The sequence below is a fragment of the Acetobacterium sp. UBA5834 genome, from assembly GCF_002435675.1.
In the GTDB taxonomy this organism is placed as follows: Bacteria; Bacillota; Clostridia; order Eubacteriales; family Eubacteriaceae; genus Acetobacterium; species Acetobacterium wieringae.
In genome coordinates, this window is sequence record NZ_DJGY01000062.1 from 20,304 (window position 1) to 42,820 (window position 22,517).

Annotated in this window: 18 protein-coding genes; 11 read left to right on the plus strand and 7 right to left on the minus strand. The window is 44.8% G+C overall.

Annotated elements, in window-relative coordinates:
- Positions 1-151: 151 nt before the first annotated feature.
- On the minus strand, positions 152-1,054 hold the full coding sequence (locus B3F51_RS12800; protein WP_286947464.1) for an SPL family radical SAM protein: 903 nt from the start codon (positions 1,052-1,054) through the stop codon (positions 152-154).
- Between the two features lie 177 nt (positions 1,055-1,231).
- On the opposite strand from B3F51_RS12800, the gene B3F51_RS12805 reads away from it, so the two are divergent.
- On the plus strand, positions 1,232-2,377 hold the full coding sequence (locus tag B3F51_RS12805) for a transglutaminase domain-containing protein (protein ID WP_286947466.1): 1,146 nt from the start codon (positions 1,232-1,234) through the stop codon (positions 2,375-2,377).
- Between the two features lie 59 nt (positions 2,378-2,436).
- Here B3F51_RS12805 and B3F51_RS12810 read toward each other — a convergent pair whose 3' ends face one another.
- From B3F51_RS12810 to thrC, 3 genes are read right to left on the minus strand one after another with little or no spacing between them, the layout of a single operon-like run.
- Positions 2,437-2,880, minus strand: coding sequence for an ACT domain-containing protein (locus B3F51_RS12810; RefSeq protein WP_286947468.1), 444 nt, complete (start codon positions 2,878-2,880; stop codon positions 2,437-2,439).
- Between the two features lie 4 nt (positions 2,881-2,884).
- Entirely contained in the window at positions 2,885-3,775 is an 891-nt protein-coding gene (gene thrB / locus B3F51_RS12815; RefSeq protein ID WP_070371573.1) for a homoserine kinase, read from the minus strand.
- Positions 3,768-5,273, minus strand: a complete 1,506-nt coding sequence (gene thrC / locus B3F51_RS12820; RefSeq protein WP_286947470.1) for a threonine synthase — start codon at positions 5,271-5,273, stop codon at positions 3,768-3,770. Before thrC ends, thrB begins: the two co-directional genes overlap by 8 nt.
- 150 nt (positions 5,274-5,423) lie before the next feature.
- Between thrC and B3F51_RS12825 the strand changes: the two genes are divergently transcribed.
- Positions 5,424-6,677: a homoserine dehydrogenase gene (locus B3F51_RS12825; RefSeq protein ID WP_148636941.1), complete on the plus strand. Its 1,254-nt coding sequence runs from the start codon at positions 5,424-5,426 to the stop codon at positions 6,675-6,677.
- A gap of 20 nt (positions 6,678-6,697) precedes the next feature.
- Positions 6,698-7,906 (plus strand): aspartate kinase, encoded by a 1,209-nt coding sequence (locus tag B3F51_RS12830; protein WP_148636942.1) that lies wholly within the window; start codon positions 6,698-6,700, stop codon positions 7,904-7,906.
- A 63-nt stretch (positions 7,907-7,969) separates the two neighbouring features.
- Here the strand turns inward: B3F51_RS12830 and B3F51_RS12835 are convergent, their stop codons facing one another.
- Positions 7,970-9,418 carry a TrkH family potassium uptake protein gene (locus B3F51_RS12835; RefSeq protein WP_070371569.1) on the minus strand — a complete coding sequence of 483 codons (1,449 nt, stop codon included), beginning with the start codon at positions 9,416-9,418 and terminating at the stop codon, positions 7,970-7,972.
- Positions 9,418-10,788, minus strand: a complete 1,371-nt coding sequence (gene trkA, locus B3F51_RS12840) for a Trk system potassium transporter TrkA (protein ID WP_286947473.1) — start codon at positions 10,786-10,788, stop codon at positions 9,418-9,420. Before trkA ends, B3F51_RS12835 begins: the two co-directional genes overlap by 1 nt.
- Positions 10,789-11,026: 238 nt before the next feature.
- Here trkA and B3F51_RS12845 point away from each other — a divergent pair, with 238 nt between their 5' ends.
- Together B3F51_RS12845 and B3F51_RS12850 are read left to right on the plus strand one after the other, a co-directional pair.
- The gene (locus B3F51_RS12845) at positions 11,027-12,691 is read left to right on the plus strand and encodes a GspE/PulE family protein (RefSeq protein WP_286947475.1); all 1,665 of its coding nucleotides are present in this window, start codon (positions 11,027-11,029) and stop codon (positions 12,689-12,691) included.
- Between the two features lie 9 nt (positions 12,692-12,700).
- On the plus strand, positions 12,701-13,927 hold the full coding sequence (locus B3F51_RS12850; protein ID WP_286947476.1) for a type II secretion system F family protein: 1,227 nt from the start codon (positions 12,701-12,703) through the stop codon (positions 13,925-13,927).
- Positions 13,928-14,076: 149 nt separating this feature from the next.
- Here the strand turns inward: B3F51_RS12850 and B3F51_RS12855 are convergent, their stop codons facing one another.
- Positions 14,077-14,361: a hypothetical protein gene (locus B3F51_RS12855; protein WP_070371565.1), complete on the minus strand. Its 285-nt coding sequence runs from the start codon at positions 14,359-14,361 to the stop codon at positions 14,077-14,079.
- 428 nt (positions 14,362-14,789) lie between these two features.
- Here B3F51_RS12855 and B3F51_RS12860 point away from each other — a divergent pair, with 428 nt between their 5' ends.
- From B3F51_RS12860 to B3F51_RS12885, 6 genes are all read left to right on the plus strand, one after another.
- Entirely contained in the window at positions 14,790-15,980 is a 1,191-nt protein-coding gene (locus tag B3F51_RS12860; protein WP_070371564.1) for an FprA family A-type flavoprotein, read from the plus strand.
- A 45-nt stretch (positions 15,981-16,025) separates the two neighbouring features.
- Positions 16,026-17,102 (plus strand): tRNA 2-thiouridine(34) synthase MnmA, encoded by a 1,077-nt coding sequence (mnmA, locus tag B3F51_RS12865; RefSeq protein WP_070371563.1) that lies wholly within the window; start codon positions 16,026-16,028, stop codon positions 17,100-17,102.
- A 192-nt stretch (positions 17,103-17,294) separates the two neighbouring features.
- A complete protein-coding gene (locus B3F51_RS12870) occupies positions 17,295-19,355 on the plus strand; it encodes a hypothetical protein (protein ID WP_286947477.1) in 2,061 nt (686 codons plus the stop codon).
- An 11-nt stretch (positions 19,356-19,366) separates the two neighbouring features.
- Positions 19,367-20,050, plus strand: coding sequence for a response regulator transcription factor (locus B3F51_RS12875; protein WP_070371561.1), 684 nt, complete (start codon positions 19,367-19,369; stop codon positions 20,048-20,050).
- Positions 20,037-21,350, plus strand: a complete 1,314-nt coding sequence (locus tag B3F51_RS12880) for a sensor histidine kinase (RefSeq protein ID WP_070371560.1) — start codon at positions 20,037-20,039, stop codon at positions 21,348-21,350. The genes B3F51_RS12875 and B3F51_RS12880 overlap by 14 nt, the downstream gene beginning before the upstream one ends.
- A complete protein-coding gene (locus tag B3F51_RS12885) occupies positions 21,347-22,486 on the plus strand; it encodes an iron-containing alcohol dehydrogenase (RefSeq protein WP_286947479.1) in 1,140 nt (379 codons plus the stop codon). Before B3F51_RS12880 ends, B3F51_RS12885 begins: the two co-directional genes overlap by 4 nt.
- The last annotated feature ends 31 nt before the right edge of the window (positions 22,487-22,517 follow it).

Below are 22,517 nucleotides of genomic sequence, written 5' to 3' on the forward strand. Positions count from 1 at the left end.
CCGCAGGTTTTGAAAACACTTTCCAATTGTTTCTTAGCAAGATAAATTACGCATCCTCTTTACTCCTTTTTGTAGTCTGATTACAGTCTAACATCTTTTTTAAAAGAATTCAATCCCAAACCGGGTGATTAGTATCCATTGCTGGATATAATTAGGGCGTTAAAAAGGAAACCTGTTCTTCTGATGGCGGATAGACCTTCAGCTTTTCTTTAATCGGTTTGCTGTAGCTATTGGATAGACCAAAGGACTGACGCAGGGGATTGAGTCGGCCATAGAGTTCGTCTTTATATTCTTTGGGAGCGCCGCCTTTTTTGTAGAGCTTCCACAGGGTATCGTATTTTTCGGGATAGTTGGTTTTAATGAAGTCAAAAAAGGCTGGCTTGGTGGCTCCCCGCAGATACAGGGCGCCGGGCAGCACATAATCGATACCGGCATCCTGGCCGGCGGCAAACAAAGCCGAAAGGGTCTCGGAATCATCGGTCAGCGTGGGAATAATCGGCATCAGATGGTGACCGATGGAGGCATTGGTTTTTCGAAATTGTTTGAGCATTGCAAAACGGGCAGAACTGGAGACAGCGCCGGGCTCGATTTTTTTTCGGACAGCTTCATCTAAAGTCGTCACCGTGGCGGCAACATTGATATAGGTAATCCGGGACAATTGGTCAATCAGGTCATAATCCCGGAGCACCAGGTCTGATTTGGTGGAGATAATCGCCGGGGTCTTATATTTGATCAGGAGCTTTAATATTTCCGGCATCAGCCGGTACTGGGCTTCCGCTGGTTGATAGCTGTCGGTAACGCCGCCAATATTGATGATTTCCCGTTTCCAGTTTGGCGAGGCGAGTTGTTTTTCCAGTACGTCGACGATATTGGTCTTGACCGAAATGTTGGTTGTGAAATCAGCAAGGCCGCTAAAACCATGGGTTCCCATGGCATAGCAGTAGCTGCAGCCATGGCTGCAGCCCTTAAAAATATTTAAATCCCAGCCATAGGGAGTTTTTCGCTTCAATTCATGCAGAGCCGTTGTGCAGGTGATTGGGTGATACGTTGGCATAGTAGCCTCCTTAAGATTTCTTTATCCTTACTTAAGTATAGGTCATAAAAGTTTAGGGTGTCCATAAGAATTTGTGGTAAAATTATTTACTGTTTGGCATAAATCTCGGGATAATAAATGCAGATGTTTAAAATAAAGGGTAATAAAGAAAAGAGATCACACAAGGGGGCAACAGGCATGAGCAATCATAACGGAAGAAAAGTAGTTGCAGTCATCATTATTTCAATGCTAATTATTTTACTGGTAGCAGCCGGGGCCTATCTGGCTTTGGAAGATCTGGTTGGCGGCATGGATATCCAGTCATTTTTTGAGGATAGTCAAGCTCAGCAGAATGAAGAAATCGCCGCCAGTCAGCAACAGGCCTTTGATGGCTATGCCTTTCTGGAGGATAATGAAAAACAGGCCTATGCCAGAGTTGTTGGTATGCTCACCGATTTTGAAACCGAGGTGAAAGTCAGTGGGGTCAATACCGAAGAAATCGAGCGGGTTCTGGCGGCCATCGATTATGACTATCCGGAAATATTTTGGGCCGGGGAGTTTTCCTATTATTTTGATGAGGGCAATCAGAAGGTCAGCAAGGTGATGGTTGAATATCCCTACGATGAAGCCGAGAAAGAAAGACGGCAGACCGAAATTGAAGCGGCTTTTCAGGAATACAGCAGGGGTATAAAAAGCGGCATGAGCGACTATGACAAAGTCAAATATGCCTATGAATATGTAATCAAAAACACCATCTATCAGGAAGACCTTGAGGATGATCAAAACATCTACAGCGTCTTCGGGAAAAAGGGCTCAGTCTGTGCGGGTTATTCCAAAGCGATACAATATCTGTTAAAGCGAACTGGGATTGAGTGCTCCTATGTGGCCGGTGAGGCCATTGGCCAGGGGGCCCATGCCTGGAACCTGGTGCGGGTTGATGGGGAGTATTATTACCTGGATGCCACCTGGGGGGAGTTTAACATTGCTGATAACGCTGAGCCGGAAAAGAGCATCTTCTATGACTATTTCTGTGTCACCACGGTGGAATTGCTTAAATCGCATCATCCCGATCAGACCTTGATTGCCTACCCGGAGTTTACCGCTACGGCAGCCAATTATTTTGTCAAAGAAAATAAGCTCTATGACCTCAACAAAAAAAGCGAGGAAAACCGCTTTGTTGACGATCTGGAAGTAGCCCTGAATACCGGAGAAAAGTATTTTCATTATGCCATAACCGACGCCAATACCATCGGCGTTGCTGAAGATCTGATGGATGATGTGTTGGGATCTTATTACTGGTTTTCCAGTGAGGACAGTTTATCAAATACGATTGAGCTTTATTAAAGTGGAAACACGTTTTGTGTTGTCAAAAAGCCCCATTCTGATTTTTCAGAATGGGGCTTTTATTTATTNNATTCCATCGCAATCAGATGAACACCGTGAACGCCATCCAGGGCTTCCAGTATGGCCATCAATTCATCGATAGTCAAGATCAGATCTTTGCCGTCCAGAGTCACAATCACAATGGCGGCCTGGTTAATGGGGATATCCTGATGAATGGTGATGATACTGGTCTGGTGATCCCGAAGAATATTTAAAATATTGGAAAGGATTCCGGGTTGGTCATCCAACTTAAACGACAGGGTGAACTTCCGGCCATAGTTTTCCGAAGGCGTAAAAATATAGTCCTTATACTTATAATAGGTGCTGCGGCTGATACCCACCTTTTTGACCGCATCACTGACAGATTTACACTGAGAGGACTCCATGAGGATCCGGGCTTCCACCACCTTGGAATAATAATCGGGGAGGATTTTTTTATTGACAATCAGATAATCTTTGATCATTGGCTTAACCTCCCAAAATCTGGACACCAGTATGATCGGGCGTCAGGGAAATGAGCTGCCAACCTGGTGCTTTTTCTGCTAGATAGGCCTGCATATCCGGCTTAAAACCACGGTTATCCACTGAATTAATAGCCAGAATGGTGGGCCCGGCCCCGCTGATGCAGGTGTTGAGGCAACCCATTTCCCTGGCTTTTTTGGTAATCACGTCGTAATGGGCAATCAGCTTTTTGCGATAGGGCTGGTGCAGGCGGTCCTTCATGCACAGCTTTAAAATATCCTCAGCACCGTTGGCCAAGGCCAGATAGGTCATGGTGGCCCGGGGCAGATTATGGGTGGCATCGGCAAAACTGATTTTTTTAGGCAAAACCTGACGGGCATCGGATGTCGATAATGGAAAGTCCGGCACCAGGGCATAAAATTCATAACAGGGATGCACCAAACTCTTGATATAGGTGTTTTTGCCGTGATCGTTCATCGATACCACCAGGCCGCCGAAAATGGCCGGGGCGACGTTGTCCGGGTGGCCTTCCAGCTCCACCGCTATGTCAAACAGTTCATCCGCTTTCAAGGGCGAGCCAATCAGGGCATTGGCACCAAACAAGCCGCCGACAATGCAGGTGGCTGAACTGCCCAGACCCCGGCTGATGGGGATATCGACAGCGGTATGGATATAAAGGCCCCGGGGACGGTAGCCCACTTTTTTAAAGACCTTCTGCATCGACCGGTAAACCAGATTGGTATCACTCTGATATTTTCGTTCCACCCCCCGGATCGTCAGCTTGCCGTCATTCTTTTCTTCAAAACTGAAAGTATTATAAATCGACAGTGCCAGGCCAAAGGCATCAAAGCCCGGGCCGATGTTGGCACTGGTTCCCGGTACCTGAACCTTAATCATTTTTGTCCACCTGATCGTTTAAAAAATCAAGAACAGCCTGGGACATATCGGTTTTATCGCATTGACCCTGATGCTGATTGGCTTTTTTATCCAGATCCTTTAAAGGCTTGGGAATGGTGGTGCCGGTTTTTTGTGCCAGAATATTTAACAGCTCATAATCGTTGCAGTCACAGTCACCGAAGATGCTTTCATAAACCGAACGTCCGAACTTGTAGGGGCTGGCGGTGGAGACAATCACCGTTTTGGTGGTATCTCCGGTTTCATTGAGATAGTCGTCATAAACCTTGTTGGCAACGGCCGTGTGGGGATCCATCAAATAATGACTGTCGTCAAAAATGGCTTTAATGGCCTGGGCGGTTTCGGTTTCATTGGCAGTACCGGCATAGAAAAGACCGGTTTTTTCCATCAGGGCTTTTGAAGCCTGGTAAGCACCCTGATTTTTAAGCTGGGCCATCAAATCACTGACGGCATCGGGATCGGCACCGGAGACATCGTAAAGCAGCCGCTCCAGATTGCTGGAAATCAGAATATCCATGGATGGTGACGAGGTTTTATAAAAATCGCGATTGCGGTTGTAGTTGCCGGTTTCAAAAAAGTCGGTTAAAACCTTGTTGGCATTGGAGGCACAGATCAGCTTGTTAATTGGTAAGCCCAGCAGCGCAGCATAGTAACCGGCCAGGATGTTGCCGAAATTCCCAGTCGGGACGACAAAATTTATTTTTTCATCCGGCTGGATTTCACCCCGCTTAAGCAGTTCATAATAGCTGTAAAAATAATAAACCACCTGAGGCAGCAGCCGGCCGATATTAATCGAATTAGCTGAGGAAAAGATCACATTGGCTTTAGCCAGTTCGGCCGCCAGTTGGGGATCGTTGAGGATCACTTTAACACCATTTTGGGTATCGTCAAAATTGCCGTCGACACCAACCACACAGGTGTTAGCACCGATTTGAGTCAGCATTTGTTTCTCCTGAACGGTGCTGACCCCATCCTTGGGGTAAAAAACAATGATGCTGATATCCGGAACATTGGCAAAACCTTCCAGGGCGGCCTTGCCGGTATCACCCGAAGTTGCTGTTAAGATCATAATTTTCTGCTGGTTGTTGACGTTTTTCATGGACTCCACCATCAGATATGGTAAAATAGTCAGAGCCATATCTTTAAAGGCACAGGTGGGCCCGTGAAAGAGTTCCAGAAAATAACGGTCGTTGACTTTTTTTAAAGCAACCGGTTCTTGTTCTTCGAATTTACCGGAGTAATAAGCGCCCTGAATCGAATCATCAATTTGTTTGGCGCTGAAATCATCAAGAAAAGCGCAAAAGATCGCCTTAGCCATCTCGCCATAGCTTTTTCCGATAAATTGGGTTGGGTCTAAATTAATCTGATCAATAAAATTGGGGACAAAGAGTCCACCATCTGGGGCCAATCCTTGCAGGATGCCCTGGGATGCGGTAACGTTGATGTCTTTGGATCGCGTGCTGTTATAGCCTTTTTTCATGTAATTCCTCCAAAAAAATATGGTGTGCCTGAAAAAATCTTGAAAAAATCTTCCCGGGAGGGTATTGAATAACCCCTAGCTATATGATAGAATGTTTTCACTGAAAAAACAAGTGTTTTTAGAATAAATACATATACGAGGTGAATTTTATTGAATATCGCACTTTTAGGCTTTGGAACCATCGGTTCTGGCGTCTATGAACTCATCAATTTAAATAAAGGCAAGTTTGCTGGTAATTTTACCGATGTGGAGTCACGCAGGTCAAGTCCGGTCATTACCAAGGTTCTGGAACGGGATGCATCCAAGGATCTGGGCGATACCGTCGGAAAAATTGTGACCCACCCCAGTGAGATTTTGGAAGACGAAAGTATTGGCCTGGTGATTGCCCTGATGGGTGGCATGGACTTTGAATATGAAATGATCAAAGAATGTCTCCGGGCGGGAAAACATGTTGTGACCGCCAATAAGGCTGTCATCTCCGAGTACTTTCAGGAATTGTTGACGTTAGCCGAAGAAAATGGCGTGGTCCTGCGTTACGAGGCATCTGTTGGCGGCGGGATTCCGATCATCGGCAGTTTAAAAGAAGAAATGAAAATCAATCGGGTGACCGAAATCAAAGGGATTCTAAACGGAACCACCAACTTTATTTTGTCCAAAATGACCGAAGAAGGAGCCGATTTTGGCGATACCCTGGCCCTCGCCCAGTCGATTGGTTTTGCTGAAGCGGATCCGACGGCCGATGTGGAAGGGTACGATGTCTCCCGGAAGCTCTCGATTCTCTCATCGATGGCCTATGAAAGCATCATTCGCGATGAAGATGTATATAAGCGGGGGATCACCGATATTCGGGCTGCTGATATCGAGATGATCGGATCGATGGGTTACGTGGTCAAGTATCTGGGACACTCCATTTTGGATGAAAAAAATGTCTATACCACCGTGGAGCCGGTGCTGTTTAAGGAAGCTTCGATTATGAGTAACGTCAACAGTGAGTTTAATATCATCTCGATTACCGGGGATATCATCGGCGAGCTGCAGTTTTATGGCAAAGGTGCCGGGAAAGACGCGACTGCCAATGCCGTTGTTGGCGATGTCCTCTATATCCTCAATATTGTCGGGGAACAGAATTTGCCCAAACCGCTGCGGCTTAACCGCCATCTCAATAAAATGGGTACTGACATTTTTAAAGGTAAATATTATTTACGAGCAAATCTGGCTGACAAAGAAATGCTTGATCAGGTGCTGACTGCCGTGGAAACGGTGGCCGCCCGAAAAACCGTCATTGTTAATGATAATCAGGTCTATGTGGTGACAAACGCCATTGCCGCCAATGATTTTAATAAAATGGCAGAAAAATTAAAAGAAACGGTGCCTGAATGTTTTTATGCCCGGATCTATGAATAAGGAAAGAGTGACTGAGGTAAATGCAAGATCTAATCGTACAGAAATATGGTGGCTCCAGTGTCGCCAATGTTGAAAGAATAAAGCGCGTAGCAAGTCGGATTATTGAGACCAAGGAAAAAGGAAAAAAGGTAGTGGTGGTGGTCTCAGCCATGGGCGATACCACTGATGACCTGATCGAATTGGCAAAAAAAATCAATGATCATCCCCCCAGCCGGGAAATGGATATGCTGCTGGCTACCGGTGAGCAGGTTTCGATATCGCTGCTGGCGATGGCGATTCAGGCGACGGGCCACGATGTGGTCAGCTTAACCGGTGCTCAGTGCGGAATCGTGACATCCAATGTTCACAAACGGGCCCGGATTAATGATATTCACACCCATCGGATTGAAAAGGAACTGGCCGCCGGTAAGATTGTCATCGTCGCCGGTTTTCAGGGGATCAACGAAAACAAGGATATTACCACCCTGGGCCGTGGCGGTTCCGACACTTCGGCGGTGGCGGTGGCAGCGGCATTAAAAGCCGAGCTGTGTGAAATCTATACCGATGTTGATGGGGTCTATACTGCCGATCCCCGGATCGTTGAAGAGGCCTCGAAAATTGATGAAATCTCCTATGAAGAGGTGTTGGAAATGGCCAGTACCGGGGCCAAGGTATTGCATCCCCGGTCGGTCGAAATGGCCGAAAAATTCAAGGTGCCGCTGGTGGTACGATCAAGCTATAATCATAACGAAGGAACCATTATTAAGGAGGAAGTTATTATGGAAAAAGTATTAGTTCGAGGGGTATCTCTTGATGAAAATATCGCAAAAATATCAATCTTTGAAGTGCCGGACCAACCGGGGATTGCCTTTAGACTGTTTTCTGCCCTGGCAAAAGCTAATATTCATGTGGATATGATTGTGCAGAATGTCAACCGGACAGCGGTTAACGATATTTCCTTTACCATCGATGTGGATGAGCTTCAGGAAGCCGTTTCGGTGGCCCAGAAATTTGCCTTTGAGGTCAATGCCCAAAAAGTCGAATACGATCAGGGCGTTGCCAAACTTTCCGTGATCGGCACCGGCATCGTCGCCAATGCCGAAATTGCCTCCAAGTTTTTTGAAGCACTGTTTGAACTGGGCATCAACATCCAGACCATCAGCACTTCGGAAATCAAAATTTCCTGTCTGATTGACAAGGAGCGGGGCAAAGAAGCAATGGTTCATATCCACAAGAAATTCGATATGTAGCAGGCAACAAAAAACCTGAAGCCACAATTGGTTTCAGGTTTTTTTATTTGAATTTGTAGCGAGCTACCCCCGGCGCCAGGTGCGGGGACTAAGCAGAACCAGAATCGGGAATAATTCCAGACGGCCCATGATCATGGCCAGACTCAGGGTGAATTTGGTCAGATTATTAAAGCCAGCATAGTTTCCCATCGGGCCGACCATATCCAGACCGGGACCGATATTGTTAAAGGTGGCTGCAACGGCACTAAAGGCAGTAAGAAAATTAGGGGCTGATAAAGCGGTGATCATCAGAAAAATCACAAACATAAAGGCATAGGTAATCAGATAAACACTGGTCTGGCGGCTGAGCAGGGCACTGATTGGTTTGCCCTCAAAAAGAATCGGCAGTCGACGGTTGGGGCTAACATTAACCCGGATTTCCTGGATCGTGGTTTTAATATAGATGCCAATTCGGCTAACCTTGATACCACCAGCGGTGGAACCGGCCATACCACCGATAAACATCAGAAAAATCAGGATGACCTGGGAAAATACCGGCCAATTGTCAAAATTGGCGGTGGCGTAGCCAGTGGTTGTAATGATGGTGGAAACCGTAAAGAAGACATCACGAACCAGTAGTGGCATCGAGCTGTAAAGCGGGCTAACATTAATGCAAATCAGCGCAAACCCAACTGCAATAAAACCAAGATACCAGCGCAGTTCTTCGTTTTTAAAAATGTTTTTAGAACGCATAAAGAACAGGGCATAATAGAGATTAAAGTTAACACCGAAAAGAATCATGCTGACAGCCAGCACATAATCGATATAAGCGCTGTTATAATAACCAACCGACAGGGTCTTATCGCTGAAACCGCCGGTACCAGCGGCGCCAAATGCGTGAATAAAACTGTCGAAGAGCGGCATCCCGCCCAAGGTCAGTAAAATTACCAGGATACCAGTCATACACAGATAGATGACATAGAGAATCCGGGCCGAACTTCGCAGTTTAGTTCGGACTTTCCCAAAGGTGGGGCCGGGAACCTCGGCCCGCATGATAAATACATCACCAGACTCAATTTTAGGCATCACTGCCAGGGCCAGAACCAGTACCCCCATTCCACCAATCAGGTGGGTAAAGCTGCGCCACCATAACAATGAGTGGGGTAGGGCTTCGACATCGGTTAAGATGCTGGCACCGGTGGTTGAAAAACCACTGGCGGTTTCAAAAAAAGCATCGATGGGATAGGGGATGGTACCGCTGAAGATAAAAGGCAAGCTCCCGAAAAAAGATAAAGCCAACCAGGATAAGGCCACCACCACCAGACCTTCCCGGGCAAAAAAATCACTTCGAATCGGTTTTTTGAGACTAATCAGCAGGCCAAAGGCACAGGTAATGCCGATGCTGAGCAGAAAAGGCCACAAGCCTGGCCAGCCCTCCCGGTAAATCAGTGCCACAATCAGAGCGGGGAGCATCAGAATGCCCGTGATAAATAAAATCCGACCGAGGATGTAACTGACCATTTTGTGATTCATTACAGGCCTCGGTTCTTTTCAAAGATATCATCAATATCCTGAAAGTTTTTATGCTTGGTAGTCACAACGATGACGTCATCATTGGGTAAAATCCGGATGGTACCGTTGGGATAGATGATTTTACCATCACGGACAATACAGGCAATCAACAGCCCCGGCTTTGTTTTCAGGTTGACAAGGGGGATATCCACCTCACAGCAGGTGCCTTTGACCTTAAACTGTAATACCTCCACCCGGCCATCCAACAGCCGATAGAAGGCGCTGACATTGGAACCCTGGGAGTTCTCAATGGAACGGATGAAGCGGATAATGTGGTTGGCAATCAGCCGCTGGGGGGTAATGATGGACTGCAGCCCGACATTATCCAGAACTTTTAGCAAGTCGGTGCGATTAACCTTGGTTATGGTTTTCTTGACCCCTGAGCGGTAGGCATAAATAGCAATCAGAATATTCTCTTCATCAACGCCAGTCAAGGGGATAACGGCATCATAGTCGGAAAAATGTTCTTCATTTAAAAATGACTGTTTGGTGCCATCGCCAAAAATAATTTCAGTTTGGGGATATTTGATGGCTAGTCGATCAGCATTGTCAGTATCAATTTCGATAACTTTTAGCTTCAATCGCATTTTTACCAGTCGGGCTAAGAGATAGTCAGTCAGTTTACCGCCACCGATGATGACCGCAGAGTTGATCTTGACCAGATTGGGTTGGCAGAGTTTGCTAAAAGTGCGAACTTCACCGGGACTGCCGGTTACCATCACATGGTCCCCGGCCCGCAGAATTGTTTCACCATCGGGAATCATCACCCGATCATTCCGGATGACGATGCAGATGACCACCTCGCCAAAACGGCCATGATGGTCTTTAAGTTTGACGCCCACAGGAGCAGTGTCTTTTTGCAAGACGACCTCAATCATGTTGACCCGGCCATGTTCAAAGGATTCGACGTGCAAGGCGGATGGAAAGATCAGGGTTCGGGCAATTTCCTGGGCTGCTTCCAGTTCGGGGTTGATAATCAGGGTGATCCCCAGACTTTCTCGCAGAAAGCTCATTTGTTTGGAATACTCCGGATCGCGAACCCGGGCAATGGTAAATTTTGCCCCCAGCTTTCGGGCAGTGATGGCAGCGATGAGGTTGGTTTCATCGTTACGAGTGACCGCTATAAAAACGTCACAGGTATCGACACCGGCTTCGGTTTGAATATCAAACATGGCGCCATTACCGTGAATACCGCTGATATCATAGAGATTAATAAACTGATCCAGCCGGGATTCATTTGGCTCAATCAACATAATATTATGGTTTTCACTGGCCAGATCACGGCACAGAACTTCACCAACTTTGCCAGCTCCGGCGATTACGATGTTCATAGTGGGACTCCTAAGATTAATATGTTTGCAGCGATGCATTGTCTCTCATTATATAGAATCGGCCAGTGATTTGCAATATAAGGTTAAATCAGGAACAATAAGCGGTGCAGGTGCTATCAATTTAGTGAAACAACGGTAAAAATTCCGGCTATGGTTGATTTGTATGGATATTTATGGGCAAATCAGCTATACTGCAAGTATTGAGATGAACGAATAAGCTCTGACATGAGGAGGCGAAATGAAGGAAAATAAATTGGTTTTGGAAATGCTTCTCAGAAACCAGATAATTACCCGAAAAAACATAGCTGAACGAATTGATGAAGCAGAGCGATCCGGGAATTCAGTTTTAGATATATTGATTAAGGATCGGATAGTTGCCCAGGAGCGTTTAGTGACTATTTTTCACAATGAATGGGGATTTGAGTTATATAATCCACAAAAAGATCGATTGGAGCTCCGGGCAATAAAATTCTTTTCAAAAGAACAGGCTAAAAAATATATGGTTTTTCCACTGAATCAAGAGCATGAAGATCAGCTGACGGTTTTGATGGCCGATCCTACCGATGAGGAAATCCTGCGCCAGGTGAAACGAATCGCTGATAAACGGCTCAAACTATTAGTCGCCACCCGGGATTGCATCCTGGGTTTGATTGGCAAATACTATCATCAAACGCATGTTTATCGGGACAACATGGATTTAATGAATGCGGGGGGAAATAAAGAAACGGCCCCGGAACCCACTGTCGTCACCTTAGTTAATGATCTGATCGATGAAGGTGTTTCCCGAGGTGCCAGTGATATTCATATGGAAGTCTTTCCTCAGAAAATTCAGGTGCGTTTTCGAATTGACGGCGTCTTAATACCGGTTGGGCTACTTAGCAAAGAAACCTGGAAGGGTGTAATTACCCGGCTGAAAATAATGGCTGGTTGCGATATTGCCGAGCAACGTCAGCCTCAGGATGGTGCTTTCACTACCACATATGAACATCGGCAAATCGATGTGCGGCTATCGATTATTCCGACCATTCACGGGGAGAAAATTGTTCTGCGGCTGCTGGATCAAAAGAATTTTCTTGTTTCAGTTGATGATCTGGGTTTTTCCAGTGAACAAAAACGTTTATTAAAGGAATTATTGGAAGCCCCCCATGGCATGATTCTGGTTTGTGGACCCACCGGAAGCGGAAAGTCAACCACACTGTACAGTCTGCTAAATGGGATGGATCCCCGAACACAGAATATTATTACCATCGAAGACCCGGTGGAGTTCCAGATGGACGAAATCAACCAGATTCAGGTGAACGAAAAAATCGGCCTGAACTTTGCCAATGGCCTGCGGGCGATTCTGAGACAGGATCCCAATGTGATTATGGTTGGTGAAATTCGTGATGAAGACACCGCAGAAACGGCTATTCGGGCGGCGATTACCGGGCATTTGGTATTATCGACTATCCACACTAATAATGCCATTGCGTCCATCAATCGGTTGATGGATATGAAGATTCCCCTTTACCTGTTGTCGGCAGCGCTCCGAGGGGTAATTTCCCAAAAATTGATCAAGCGTCTATGTCCAAACTGCCGGAAAAAAGCGCTGGCAGGTGAGGCAGAAAAAAAGCTACTGGGCATTACGGATCAGGATGTTGCGCTTTTCTATCCAGTGGGCTGTTCGCTTTGTCATGGTACCGGCTATCAGGGGCGCATAGCGGTTCAGGAAGTGTTGAAAATCACCAGAAGAATCCGGGAAGTAATTGGTCAAGGAGCGGACTATGATACAATTCGTAAAGTAGCCATTGAAGAAGGGCTTCAGCCCATTGAAGAATCCCTAAAGCGCCATCTCCTGTTGGGAAATACATCCATCAACCAGGGGTTGGAGATTTTATCATTCGAAAATGCGTGGCATCGTTAGGGTGGAGCGATGGAAAAATGGTATTTTTATAAAGCAAAGGATAGGCAGGGTGCGGACGTCAGTGGAACGGTAACCGGTTCAAACCGGCGGGAGGCAGCCCAGGTTCTTCAGGCTCAAAATCTGATTGTACTGGAAATCAGAGAAAAAAAGAAATGGGACGAGTTATTTAATAAAGAGTTCAATATTCGGGTTCGCTCAGTAACCGGCAGTGACTTTAGCCGTTTCTGCCGACAGTTTCATATCATGTTAAATGCCGGAATTCCAATTTTGACATGTTTGGAACTCATTGGTGGTGAGACTCCAAATCCCGGCTTTTCTCGGGACATTTTTGGAGTCCGCCAACGCATTCAATCAGGAGAAAACCTCTCCCAGGCGATGGTCGCCTTTCCCAAGTCATTTCCGTCGTTATTTATTTTTATGGTGGAAGCAGGAGAAACGAGTGGACATCTTAATGAGATCCTGTTAAAAATGGCAGAGCATTACGACACGGAAGAAAAAAATCGGCGACAGCTCCAACAGACGCTTTTCTATCCAATGGTTCTGAGTATGGTATTTGTATTGGTGCTGATCTTTCTGATCACCATGGTACTGCCAACCTTTGCGGATATGTTTACAGTAATGAATGCCGAACTGCCAGGTCCAACCCGGTTTTTGATGGGACTGAGTCACAGTTTAAGTGCCCGGTGGCCAATCATTCTATTAAGTCTGATGGGGCTGGCAGGCGGTTTTGCGTTCTTTTGCGAAATTGATATGGTGGCAAAGCTTAGGGATCGTTTAAAGATAAGAATACCGCTTGTGGGAGTCTTGAATCATAAAGTCTGTCTGGCCCGGATGGCGACAATCCTGGGTATGTTTCTGGAAAGTGGAATTGATTTGCTGGTAGCATTATCGCGATTGGAAGGTGTAGCGGATAATCGATACATTAAAACAGAGCTGAGTCAACTGCGCAATAAGGTAACGAATGGCGTAAGTTTGAGCCAGGGAATGGCCGAAAGCGATGTTTTCCCCAGACTTTTTTGTCAATTGGTGGCCACCGGGGAAGCATCAGGGTCTTTGCCGGAAGTGCTGGATACCTTGAACCGCATTTATGCTGATGAGGTTCGATCACGAATTCAGCTCCTTCATACATCATTGGAGCCGCTTATTCTGCTGGTGTTCGGAGGATTGGTGCTGTTCATTCTGGCTGCCATTATGTTGCCAGTATTTGATATATATTCGGCGTATTCCAGTATGTAGGTAAAACGTGTTAAAATATTTAAATATGGCAAAAAAGCTTGAAAAACCTCAAAGTTGTTCGAATATGGTTCATGTTGGACTTGTTATTAACAGTATCAAAAAAGGGCTTTCTCTGTAAGCAGGAGAAAGCCCTTTAAACAATGTACTAATTAAATATGATTGCGCCCGGATAAAATGGCGTGACATTCGTTGTAATAGAATTTTTTTGCGTCGCTGACGGTCAATTCATCGAACAGATGATAAAGGGTGATCGCCAGGGTTTGGGTCGTTTTGATATCCAGATTGGTGCGTTGGCAGGTTTTTAAAAAGTATCCCATGCAAGCTTCCTTACTCCAGTCATCGCCCCCCAGAAATAAACGACGCAACTCTTCTTTGATTTCTTTTTCGGTCCATTGTGAATCAGTTGAAGAGACGGAATCTCGTGTTTCAGTCATTTAACCAGCTCCTTTCACTTCAGATAAATGCTTGATCGAATTCATTATAGCACAGCTTCAAAAAAACTGTAATGAGAATGGAGGGTAAAAATTTTTCTAAGTTTTTGTTAAGCAACGAAGGCAGTAAATGAAAAAAAAATTAAAATAATGCATAAAAAAATTAAAAAAGCACTGGATTTTTAAAATGTAATCGGTTATAATAAGTTCATGGTGTGAAAACGTTTTAATTTCCTTTCTTAATTTTCTTGAAAAAGAGGTGTGCATACATCTCTTTTTTATTTTTTGCCACGTGTTCATTCATATCGGCCGAGCTTAATTTTGGCTTATTCTCTAGATCCATTCCGGTTTATCTGTTTTTTTCTCTTGAAATATTTTCTATTTAAGGTTATATTTAATTTCGAGAGAACATCAGGAAAGTGGGGAATAAAATGAATGCAGTAAAAATTAAAGACGATATTTTTTGGGTCGGTGTGAATGATTATCAAACAACACTTTTCGAGGGGCTTTGGCCAATTGATCAGGAAGGGGTTTCCTATAATGCTTTCGTGATCAACGATGAAAAAGTCGCCATTATCGATACGGTAAAAACCATCAAAGCTGATGAATACATAAAAAAAATCAAATCCCTGATTGGCGATAAAAAGGTAGATTACCTGATTGTTAATCATATGGAGCCGGATCATTCCAGTGGGATTACTGATCTGTTGGCTGAGTATCCGGAGATGGTCATCGTTGGGAATAAAAAAACCTTCCCGATTATGAACAATTTTTATAAAATAACGAAAAACCTTCACGAGGTTGGTGAAGGTGATACCCTTTGTCTGGGAAAACACACCCTTCAGTTTTTCATGACACCGATGGTTCATTGGCCGGAATCGATGGTTACTTACGATGTCACGGATAAGGTGCTCTTTTCCATGGATGTCTTTGGTAGCTTTAAGGCGCCAGTCGGCAGTATTTTTGACGGAGAAAATGATCTGGACGCGTTTGAAGAGCCAACCCGTCGTTACTATGCCTGTATTGTGGGCAAGGTGGCTGGACAGGCCTTAAAAGCACTCAATAAGCTGGGTGGCATTGAAATCAACACGATCTGTCCTTCACATGGATTGATCTGGCGGGATAATCCTAAACATATTTTGGATATGTACATAAAAATGAGCGCCAAAGAAACTGATCCTGGGGTTGTCATCGCCTATGGTTCGATGTATGGCTGTACCCAGAAGGCGGCAGAGACTTTAGCGATTGCCTTAAAGAATGAAGGGGTCAAAGAGGTGAAGCTCTATGATGTGGCTAAAACCGATATTTCTTTTATCGTTTCGGATATCTGGAAATATAAAGGTCTGTTTTTAGGTGCCCCATCTTATTACGGACAGATTTTCCCCAAAATGGCCAATCTGCTTTATAAATTGGGCGAAATTAGAGTTGATAATCACAAAGTCGGTTTTTTTGCCGATTACAGCTGGAGCGGTGGTGCCGATAAAAGCTTTAATGAATTTATTGAGCATGCCAAGGTGGATACCCTTGATGAAATCTTGATGATTAAGGGCACCCCAGACGAACAGGATGTCGCAGATTTAAATGAATTAGCCAAAAAAATGGCAAAAGAAATAATCCAGTAGAATAAAGCGTGAATTCGGTAGAAAAAACGGAGGGGGAAAACATAAATGAAAATCGTTGTGGGCATGTCAGGCGGGGTTGATTCATCGGTTGCAGCATTATTGTTAAAAGAACGTGGTTACGAGGTCATCGGGGTCTTCATGAAAAATTGGGAAGAACAGGATGAATCGGGAGTATGTACGGCCACAGAAGATTATGATGATGTGCGACGGGTGTGTGATGCCATTGACATTCCCTACTATACAGTGAATTTTGCCAAAGAATATTACGACTCTGTTTTTTCTTATTTTCTGGAAGAGTATAAAAAAGGGAGAACGCCCAATCCGGATGTTCTCTGTAACCGAGAAATAAAATTCAAACGCTTTTTGGATTATGCGCTGAAGGTTGTTGGCGGTGATTACCTGGCCACCGGTCACTATTCGCAAATTGATTTTGTCAATGAACAGTACCGGTTAAAAAGAGCTTTTGATCATAACAAGGATCAAACCTACTTTCTTTGCCAACTGGGACAAAAAGAGCTGGCTGATGTGATGTTTCCGATTGGACATCTTTCAAAAGAAGAAGTACGGCATATCGCCGAAAAAAATAATCTGGCTACGGCCAGAAAAAAAGATTCCACCGGCATCTGCTTTATTGGTGAACGCAATTTCACCCAGTTTCTTAGTCAGTACCTGCCCGCTCAGCCAGGCCAAATCGTGGATCTGGCTGGCAATGTGAAGGGGACGCATCAGGGGCTTATGTATTATACCCTGGGTCAACGAAAAGGTCTGGGAATTGGCGGCGAAGGAAGTGGTGAACCATGGTTTGTAGTCAGTAAAGATCTGGAGCGGAACGAATTGGTGGTCGTCCAGGGAGAAAGCCATACGGCCCTGTATTCAAAGTCGCTGGAAGCTACCGAAATGAATTGGGTGGGGGGCTATCCGCCTGCCAAAGAGTTTAAATGCACGGCTAAATTCCGCTATCGCCAGGCTGACCAGGACGTAATGGTTCGGGTAGCTCCGGATCGGATCTACGTTAAATTTGATCAACCTCAAAAAGCGGTAACCCCGGGACAGGTTGTGGTTTTATACCAGGATAATATCTGTCTTGGAGGCGGAACCATTGAATCAATCGAAATGGTTTAAACAGTCAAATTAAATCGATAAAAGAGCAATCTTAAATTAGCTTGCTCTTTTATTTTTTTTGAGTAAAAACCACGGTTTTATGGTAAACTATATTCAGTGATATTCGTATAATGGGTGAAGCTTGTTAAAAAACAAGTGAAATTTGTGAATATAGAGAAAAGATAGCAGGACGACAGGGAAGGATTGTAGAAAATGAAAACGCCGTGTAATAAGTGTGGGAAAACAATCGGTTTTTTTGATAGAAGTTATAAGATAGAAAATGAAAAGTTAAACATAAAGTATGAAGGCCTTTGTAGTGATTGCAATAATGTTTTGAAAAAGGGCATTGAAAAACTGGATGACATGTATCAATGGATGATGAACAACCTTAAAAAAAACAAGGATGTTCAAAAAAATGGATTGGTTTCTGTCGAGGCAGATCTGCTGATCTTACTGGCAGTTGAAGCACTCTTTTCGGTGGCACCAGACTATTATCAATTAGACTCGCCCCTCAATCAAACTTTTATTCGAGCCAAAGAAAGCCGGGGCGTTGATCGGCAACGGGACATTGTCCGGATCGTCCACATATTGTTGCTTTATGGCTTTGAAGCCAATTTAAAAGAGCAGGGTTTGGACACCACCCGAAATTTTATTGCCTACATGATTCAGAACGAGCAATTTTTAGAAGAAGTGGAAGTCAATTGCGGTGTTGAGGAAGAACTGATCAAGGCAAACGTCTTTTTAAGCCGTCGGGGTCTGATCATTGATACGCTTGACAACCCCAAGCTGATCTATATTTCGATCCCCAGTGATTTATTGGTGGATTATCAGGTGCAATCTTCGGAAATTATCAATGAAGTGATTCTCAAAAATGTTTTCTATCCCTGGGATCGGAAGAAAAAGGTTGTTTTGACTCTTGTTTCCGAAAGTGTATTGTTTTCTGTGGCCAATGCCATTGATCGTTTTAACCAGAAGACCAGTAAACTTCAGGATAAGCTGAAAAAAGACAGTCTGGAGTATTTTAATGACCGGGTTGTAGAGGATCTGGAGAAAATAAAACCCGGCGAATTCATTGAGGCAATCCATTTGGATTGTTTGCTTTTGTGTATCGTCAAAAATCTAAAAAGTCAAAAAATGTTCTCGATGGAAGCGCTGTTTGATCCTAAAGGTACCGCCATTGAGTTGCTATGGGCTTACTATCGACAGAACCTGCGAAATATGGGGATCGACAATAACGAAAAGATTGTCACCTATCTGTTGAAGAACTGTCTGTATGCCGAAGGCTTTAATATCAAACACGGCAATAAACCAAGTGACAAAGGCTGGGGGTTTTTCACTACCAAGGGTTATATTATTTATTTCCGACGTAGCCGGCAGGTGTTTTTCATTTACACGGAAACCTTCCCCAATCCCCTCTATCATCCCTGTAACCGGGTGACTTATGAAAATAAGCAATATTTGCAACTGATTATGAACAATGGCCGCAGTCTCGGGGAAGAACAGCGTGAACTGGATGAACTGATCTTTTACAGCGACGAACCGGAAACCATCACCCAGATGGAACGTTTTTTTGAACGCCATAACCTCTATTATCAGATGGAGACCTTTCTTAAAAAACAGAAAGAAGTACAGCGCAAACGGGAGAAGTATCTGCAAGTGCAGCGGATTATCAACCATATTTTCAATGATTTTGGATTTCTTCCCTACTGCATCTATGATGAGTGGTATGTCATTCAAAACGAGCTGAAAAAGGATGATATTCTACTCAATAAGCTTATTGATACGGATGCCGGTCTGAGAAAAAATTATACCCTGGGCCAGATTACCTATGCTCCCAAAATCATCGAAGCCTTTAACCGGGGGGCGGAAGCTGTTCAAAGTTCACTCAATATTGTTGAAGATTCAGTGGCCCGGGCAATCCTTTGGGTGGCCTTCAAGGAGGCTGTTACCGAGACATTGTCTCAAGAGTGGGTGCGAATCGCTGGAGAAATTCTGGATAAGGATGATAATGCCCTGTCAGCCTTTTTTAAATACGCAAATCTTAAAAATATCGAGCCGGATAAGGTTTATTTTATGGGATTGTTTATCTACCATCTGATGGATCGGGAGATCCTGCAAGCGGATAATTTTCTGGAGAACTATGAGGGGGCCGTACGGATTTTCCTGGAATGTCGCCGGGTTATTGAAGAACCCCAGTTAGCTGGGGATATTTTGCCGATGGACGAACTGTTGGAAGAGGTGTTTCCGGAGAAGAAGAACGAGAGCAATCTATAAGGAGAAAAATCATGCGAGTTCTTTTAGTTGAGGATGAAAAACCTCTGGCGGCGGCATTAGGAAAGATATTTGAGAAAAACAAAATCCTGGTTGATGTTGTCAATGATGGGATTGAAGGGAAGCTGCTCAGCGAGAACGATGTCTATGATGTGATTATTCTGGATATTATGCTGCCGGGAATGACCGGTCTGGAAATTTTGCGTTCGATCCGGGAGGCGGGCAAAAATGTTCCGATTCTTTTATTGACCGCTAAAGATGATACCAAGGATAAGGTGAATGGACTGAATATGGGCGCCGATGATTACCTGGTTAAACCCTTCGTTACGGAAGAGTTAATTGCCCGGGTAAGGGCTTTGGGCCGACGACCCTGGGAGGTTTATCAGGACAATGTGATCCACTTTTCAAATATTTCGCTGAACATTAATTCCGGGGAACTGTATGTCGATGAAGTCTTAAACCGACTCACTGCCAAGGAAGCCCAATTACTGGAAATGTTTATCCGAAATCCCGGCATGACCATCTCCAAAGAGCAGATTCTGGACCGAATCTGGGGAATTGAGAGCATGGCGATGGAAAACAGTGTGGAGATTTATGTCCACTATCTGCGAAAAAAGCTGGATAACTCTAAGGCTTATATCAAAACCATTCGGGGCTTGGGTTATGTTTTAAAGGAGAAGGAGAATGTTAAGTCTTAACAAGCTTCGGATCAACCTTACCCTGATGAATACAGGAGTCCTGATCGGACTCCTATTATTTATTTCCATTTTTCTGTATGTCGTTTTGAGTATGGATGTGGAGACAAATGTCAATAACAATCTTAAAATATATTGTTCCCAACTGGCCAATGAAATTGAATATCTGGAACGGCAGGAAGCAGGAGAAGCAGTTACCGAGGAAGAAAAGCAGGGTTATTTTGAATATACCCGCAGTCTCGTCCAGAATAATATCGCTTATGTAATTTTTGACCAACAGTTTGGCGTTCTGGATCAGTCCTATTCGCTGCCGCTTGAAGAGGCCAAACTGGTGGAGATATCGAAACATTATTTTGCTGGTAACAAAGAAAAATATCTGATCAGCAATTATAAACAGGGTGACAAAGACTATAAAATTTGCACCTATGCGGTAGTCAATAAAAATGGCGAATTAAAAATTGTCCAAGCGATGAAAAATATGGCCTCGGAACGGTCGCTATTGGGAAATGCTCAGGAAATGGTGGGATTTACAATCCTGATTGGGGCATCACTATCCTTTTTAGGTGGTTATTTTTTGTCTGGCCGATCCCTGATTCCGATAAAAAAGAGTGTTGAACGACAGCAGGAATTTTTAGCGGATGCTTCCCATGAGCTGCGGACCCCAATTGCGGTGATTCAGACAAATCTGGAAGTGGTTAAGGCCAGCACCGATGAAAGTGTGGAAAGCCAGCTGACCTGGATCAATAACGCCTATGATGAAATCCAGTGGATGCAGCACATCGTTGAAGATTTGATGTTTCTGGCCCGGGCCGATTCCGGGGACATGGTGGTACAGCAGGAGCCGGTGGATTTAACTTATGCAATCAAGGTGGTTTGCGAAAAAATGGCGCCCATAGCCGGGAAAAAGGGAATTGCTTTGATCAATAAGCTGGAGGATGATCTGATTATCACCGGGGATGAAAAACAGATTACCCAGTTGCTGGTGATTTTGTTGGATAATGCCATCAAATACAGCGGTGAAAATACCATTATTCGGATCATCGGAAAGCAGACCCTCCAGGGCGTTGCGGTGGAAGTTATTGATCAGGGGATCGGGATTCCCAAAGACGAGATCAGCAAAGTAACCCAACGGTTTTATCGGGTCGACAAAGCCCGTTCCCGAACGGAGGGGGGCACCGGTCTGGGGCTATCGATTGCCAATTGGATTGTGGACGAGCACCATGCTGGCATGATAATCGAAAGTGAAGAAAAAAAAGGAACCAGGATTATTTTGAATTTTGATAAGGGGGTAGAGAAAAAATGAGCAGTTTAAAATTTTGCGGCGATGAGATTATCACCGGGCCAGGAACACTGGATGCCATAAAAAAGATCGATGGACAGCGGTTCTTTTTAGTAACCGGAAAGTCTGCCTTGTTCAGAAATGGAACAATCAAACGGGCCGAAGGCCTTTTAAAAGAGAGCGCTAAGGCTTATGATATCCTGAGTGGGATCGGAGCGAATCCTAGTGTTTCTGATGTGGAAGCTGGCTTGATTAAGATGAAAGATTTCGATCCGGATGTGGTCATTGCCATTGGTGGCGGATCGGTTATGGATGCGGCCAAGGTGATGACGCTGATGTGCGAATACCCGGGATTAACGATTGAGGCAATCAAAAATGGCCAGGTACCGGAAAAACGGGAGCGGATTAAACTGGTCGCCATCCCCACGACCTCGGGGACGGCCTCGGAAGTCACCCGGGCAGCGGTGATTACCTTCCCGGAAGAGAATATCAAAATCGGGCTAAAGACCAAGGCCTTTATTCCCGATCTGGCGATTCTGGATGGGGAGCTGGCACTGTCAATGCCGAACGGTGTGATGGTGGAATCCGGGATGGATGCCCTGACCCATGGTCTGGAAGCCTATATTAATAAGAATGCCGATGACTTTACCAAAATCATGGCCAGAGGGGCGGTGGAGGGGCTGCTTGGGCACCTGCGTCCGTCTTTTGAAAATGGGGACATCGAAAGCCGCCAGCATGTCCATAATTTTTCCTGTCTGGCCGGGTTTGCTTTTCAGAATGCCGGATTGGGAATGGATCATGGGATTGCCCATGCCTTTGGGGGCCGTTTTGGAACCAGTCACGGGCTCCTCAATGCAATTGCCCTGCCCTTTGTGTTGGAATATAATCAGCGGGATCTCCAGGTAGCTGAGGATCTGGAGAAGTTATCCCGGTTAATCGGCAAAAACATCATTGACGAAATCAAAGCGCTAAATCAAAGCTTTGGTATCCCTGATTCGTTTCAGGCCGCGGGAATCCCGGAAGAACACTTTAAAGCCCACTACGAGGAGTTATTAAAAAATTCACTGCTGGGCTCCACTCAGCGAAATCCCGTGAAGATGGATGCTGCACAAATGGATAAGGTCTTACTTAGCATCTATTATGGGGAAAAGAAATTTTAATAAGGAAACAAATGCGGTAGTTGGAAAACTT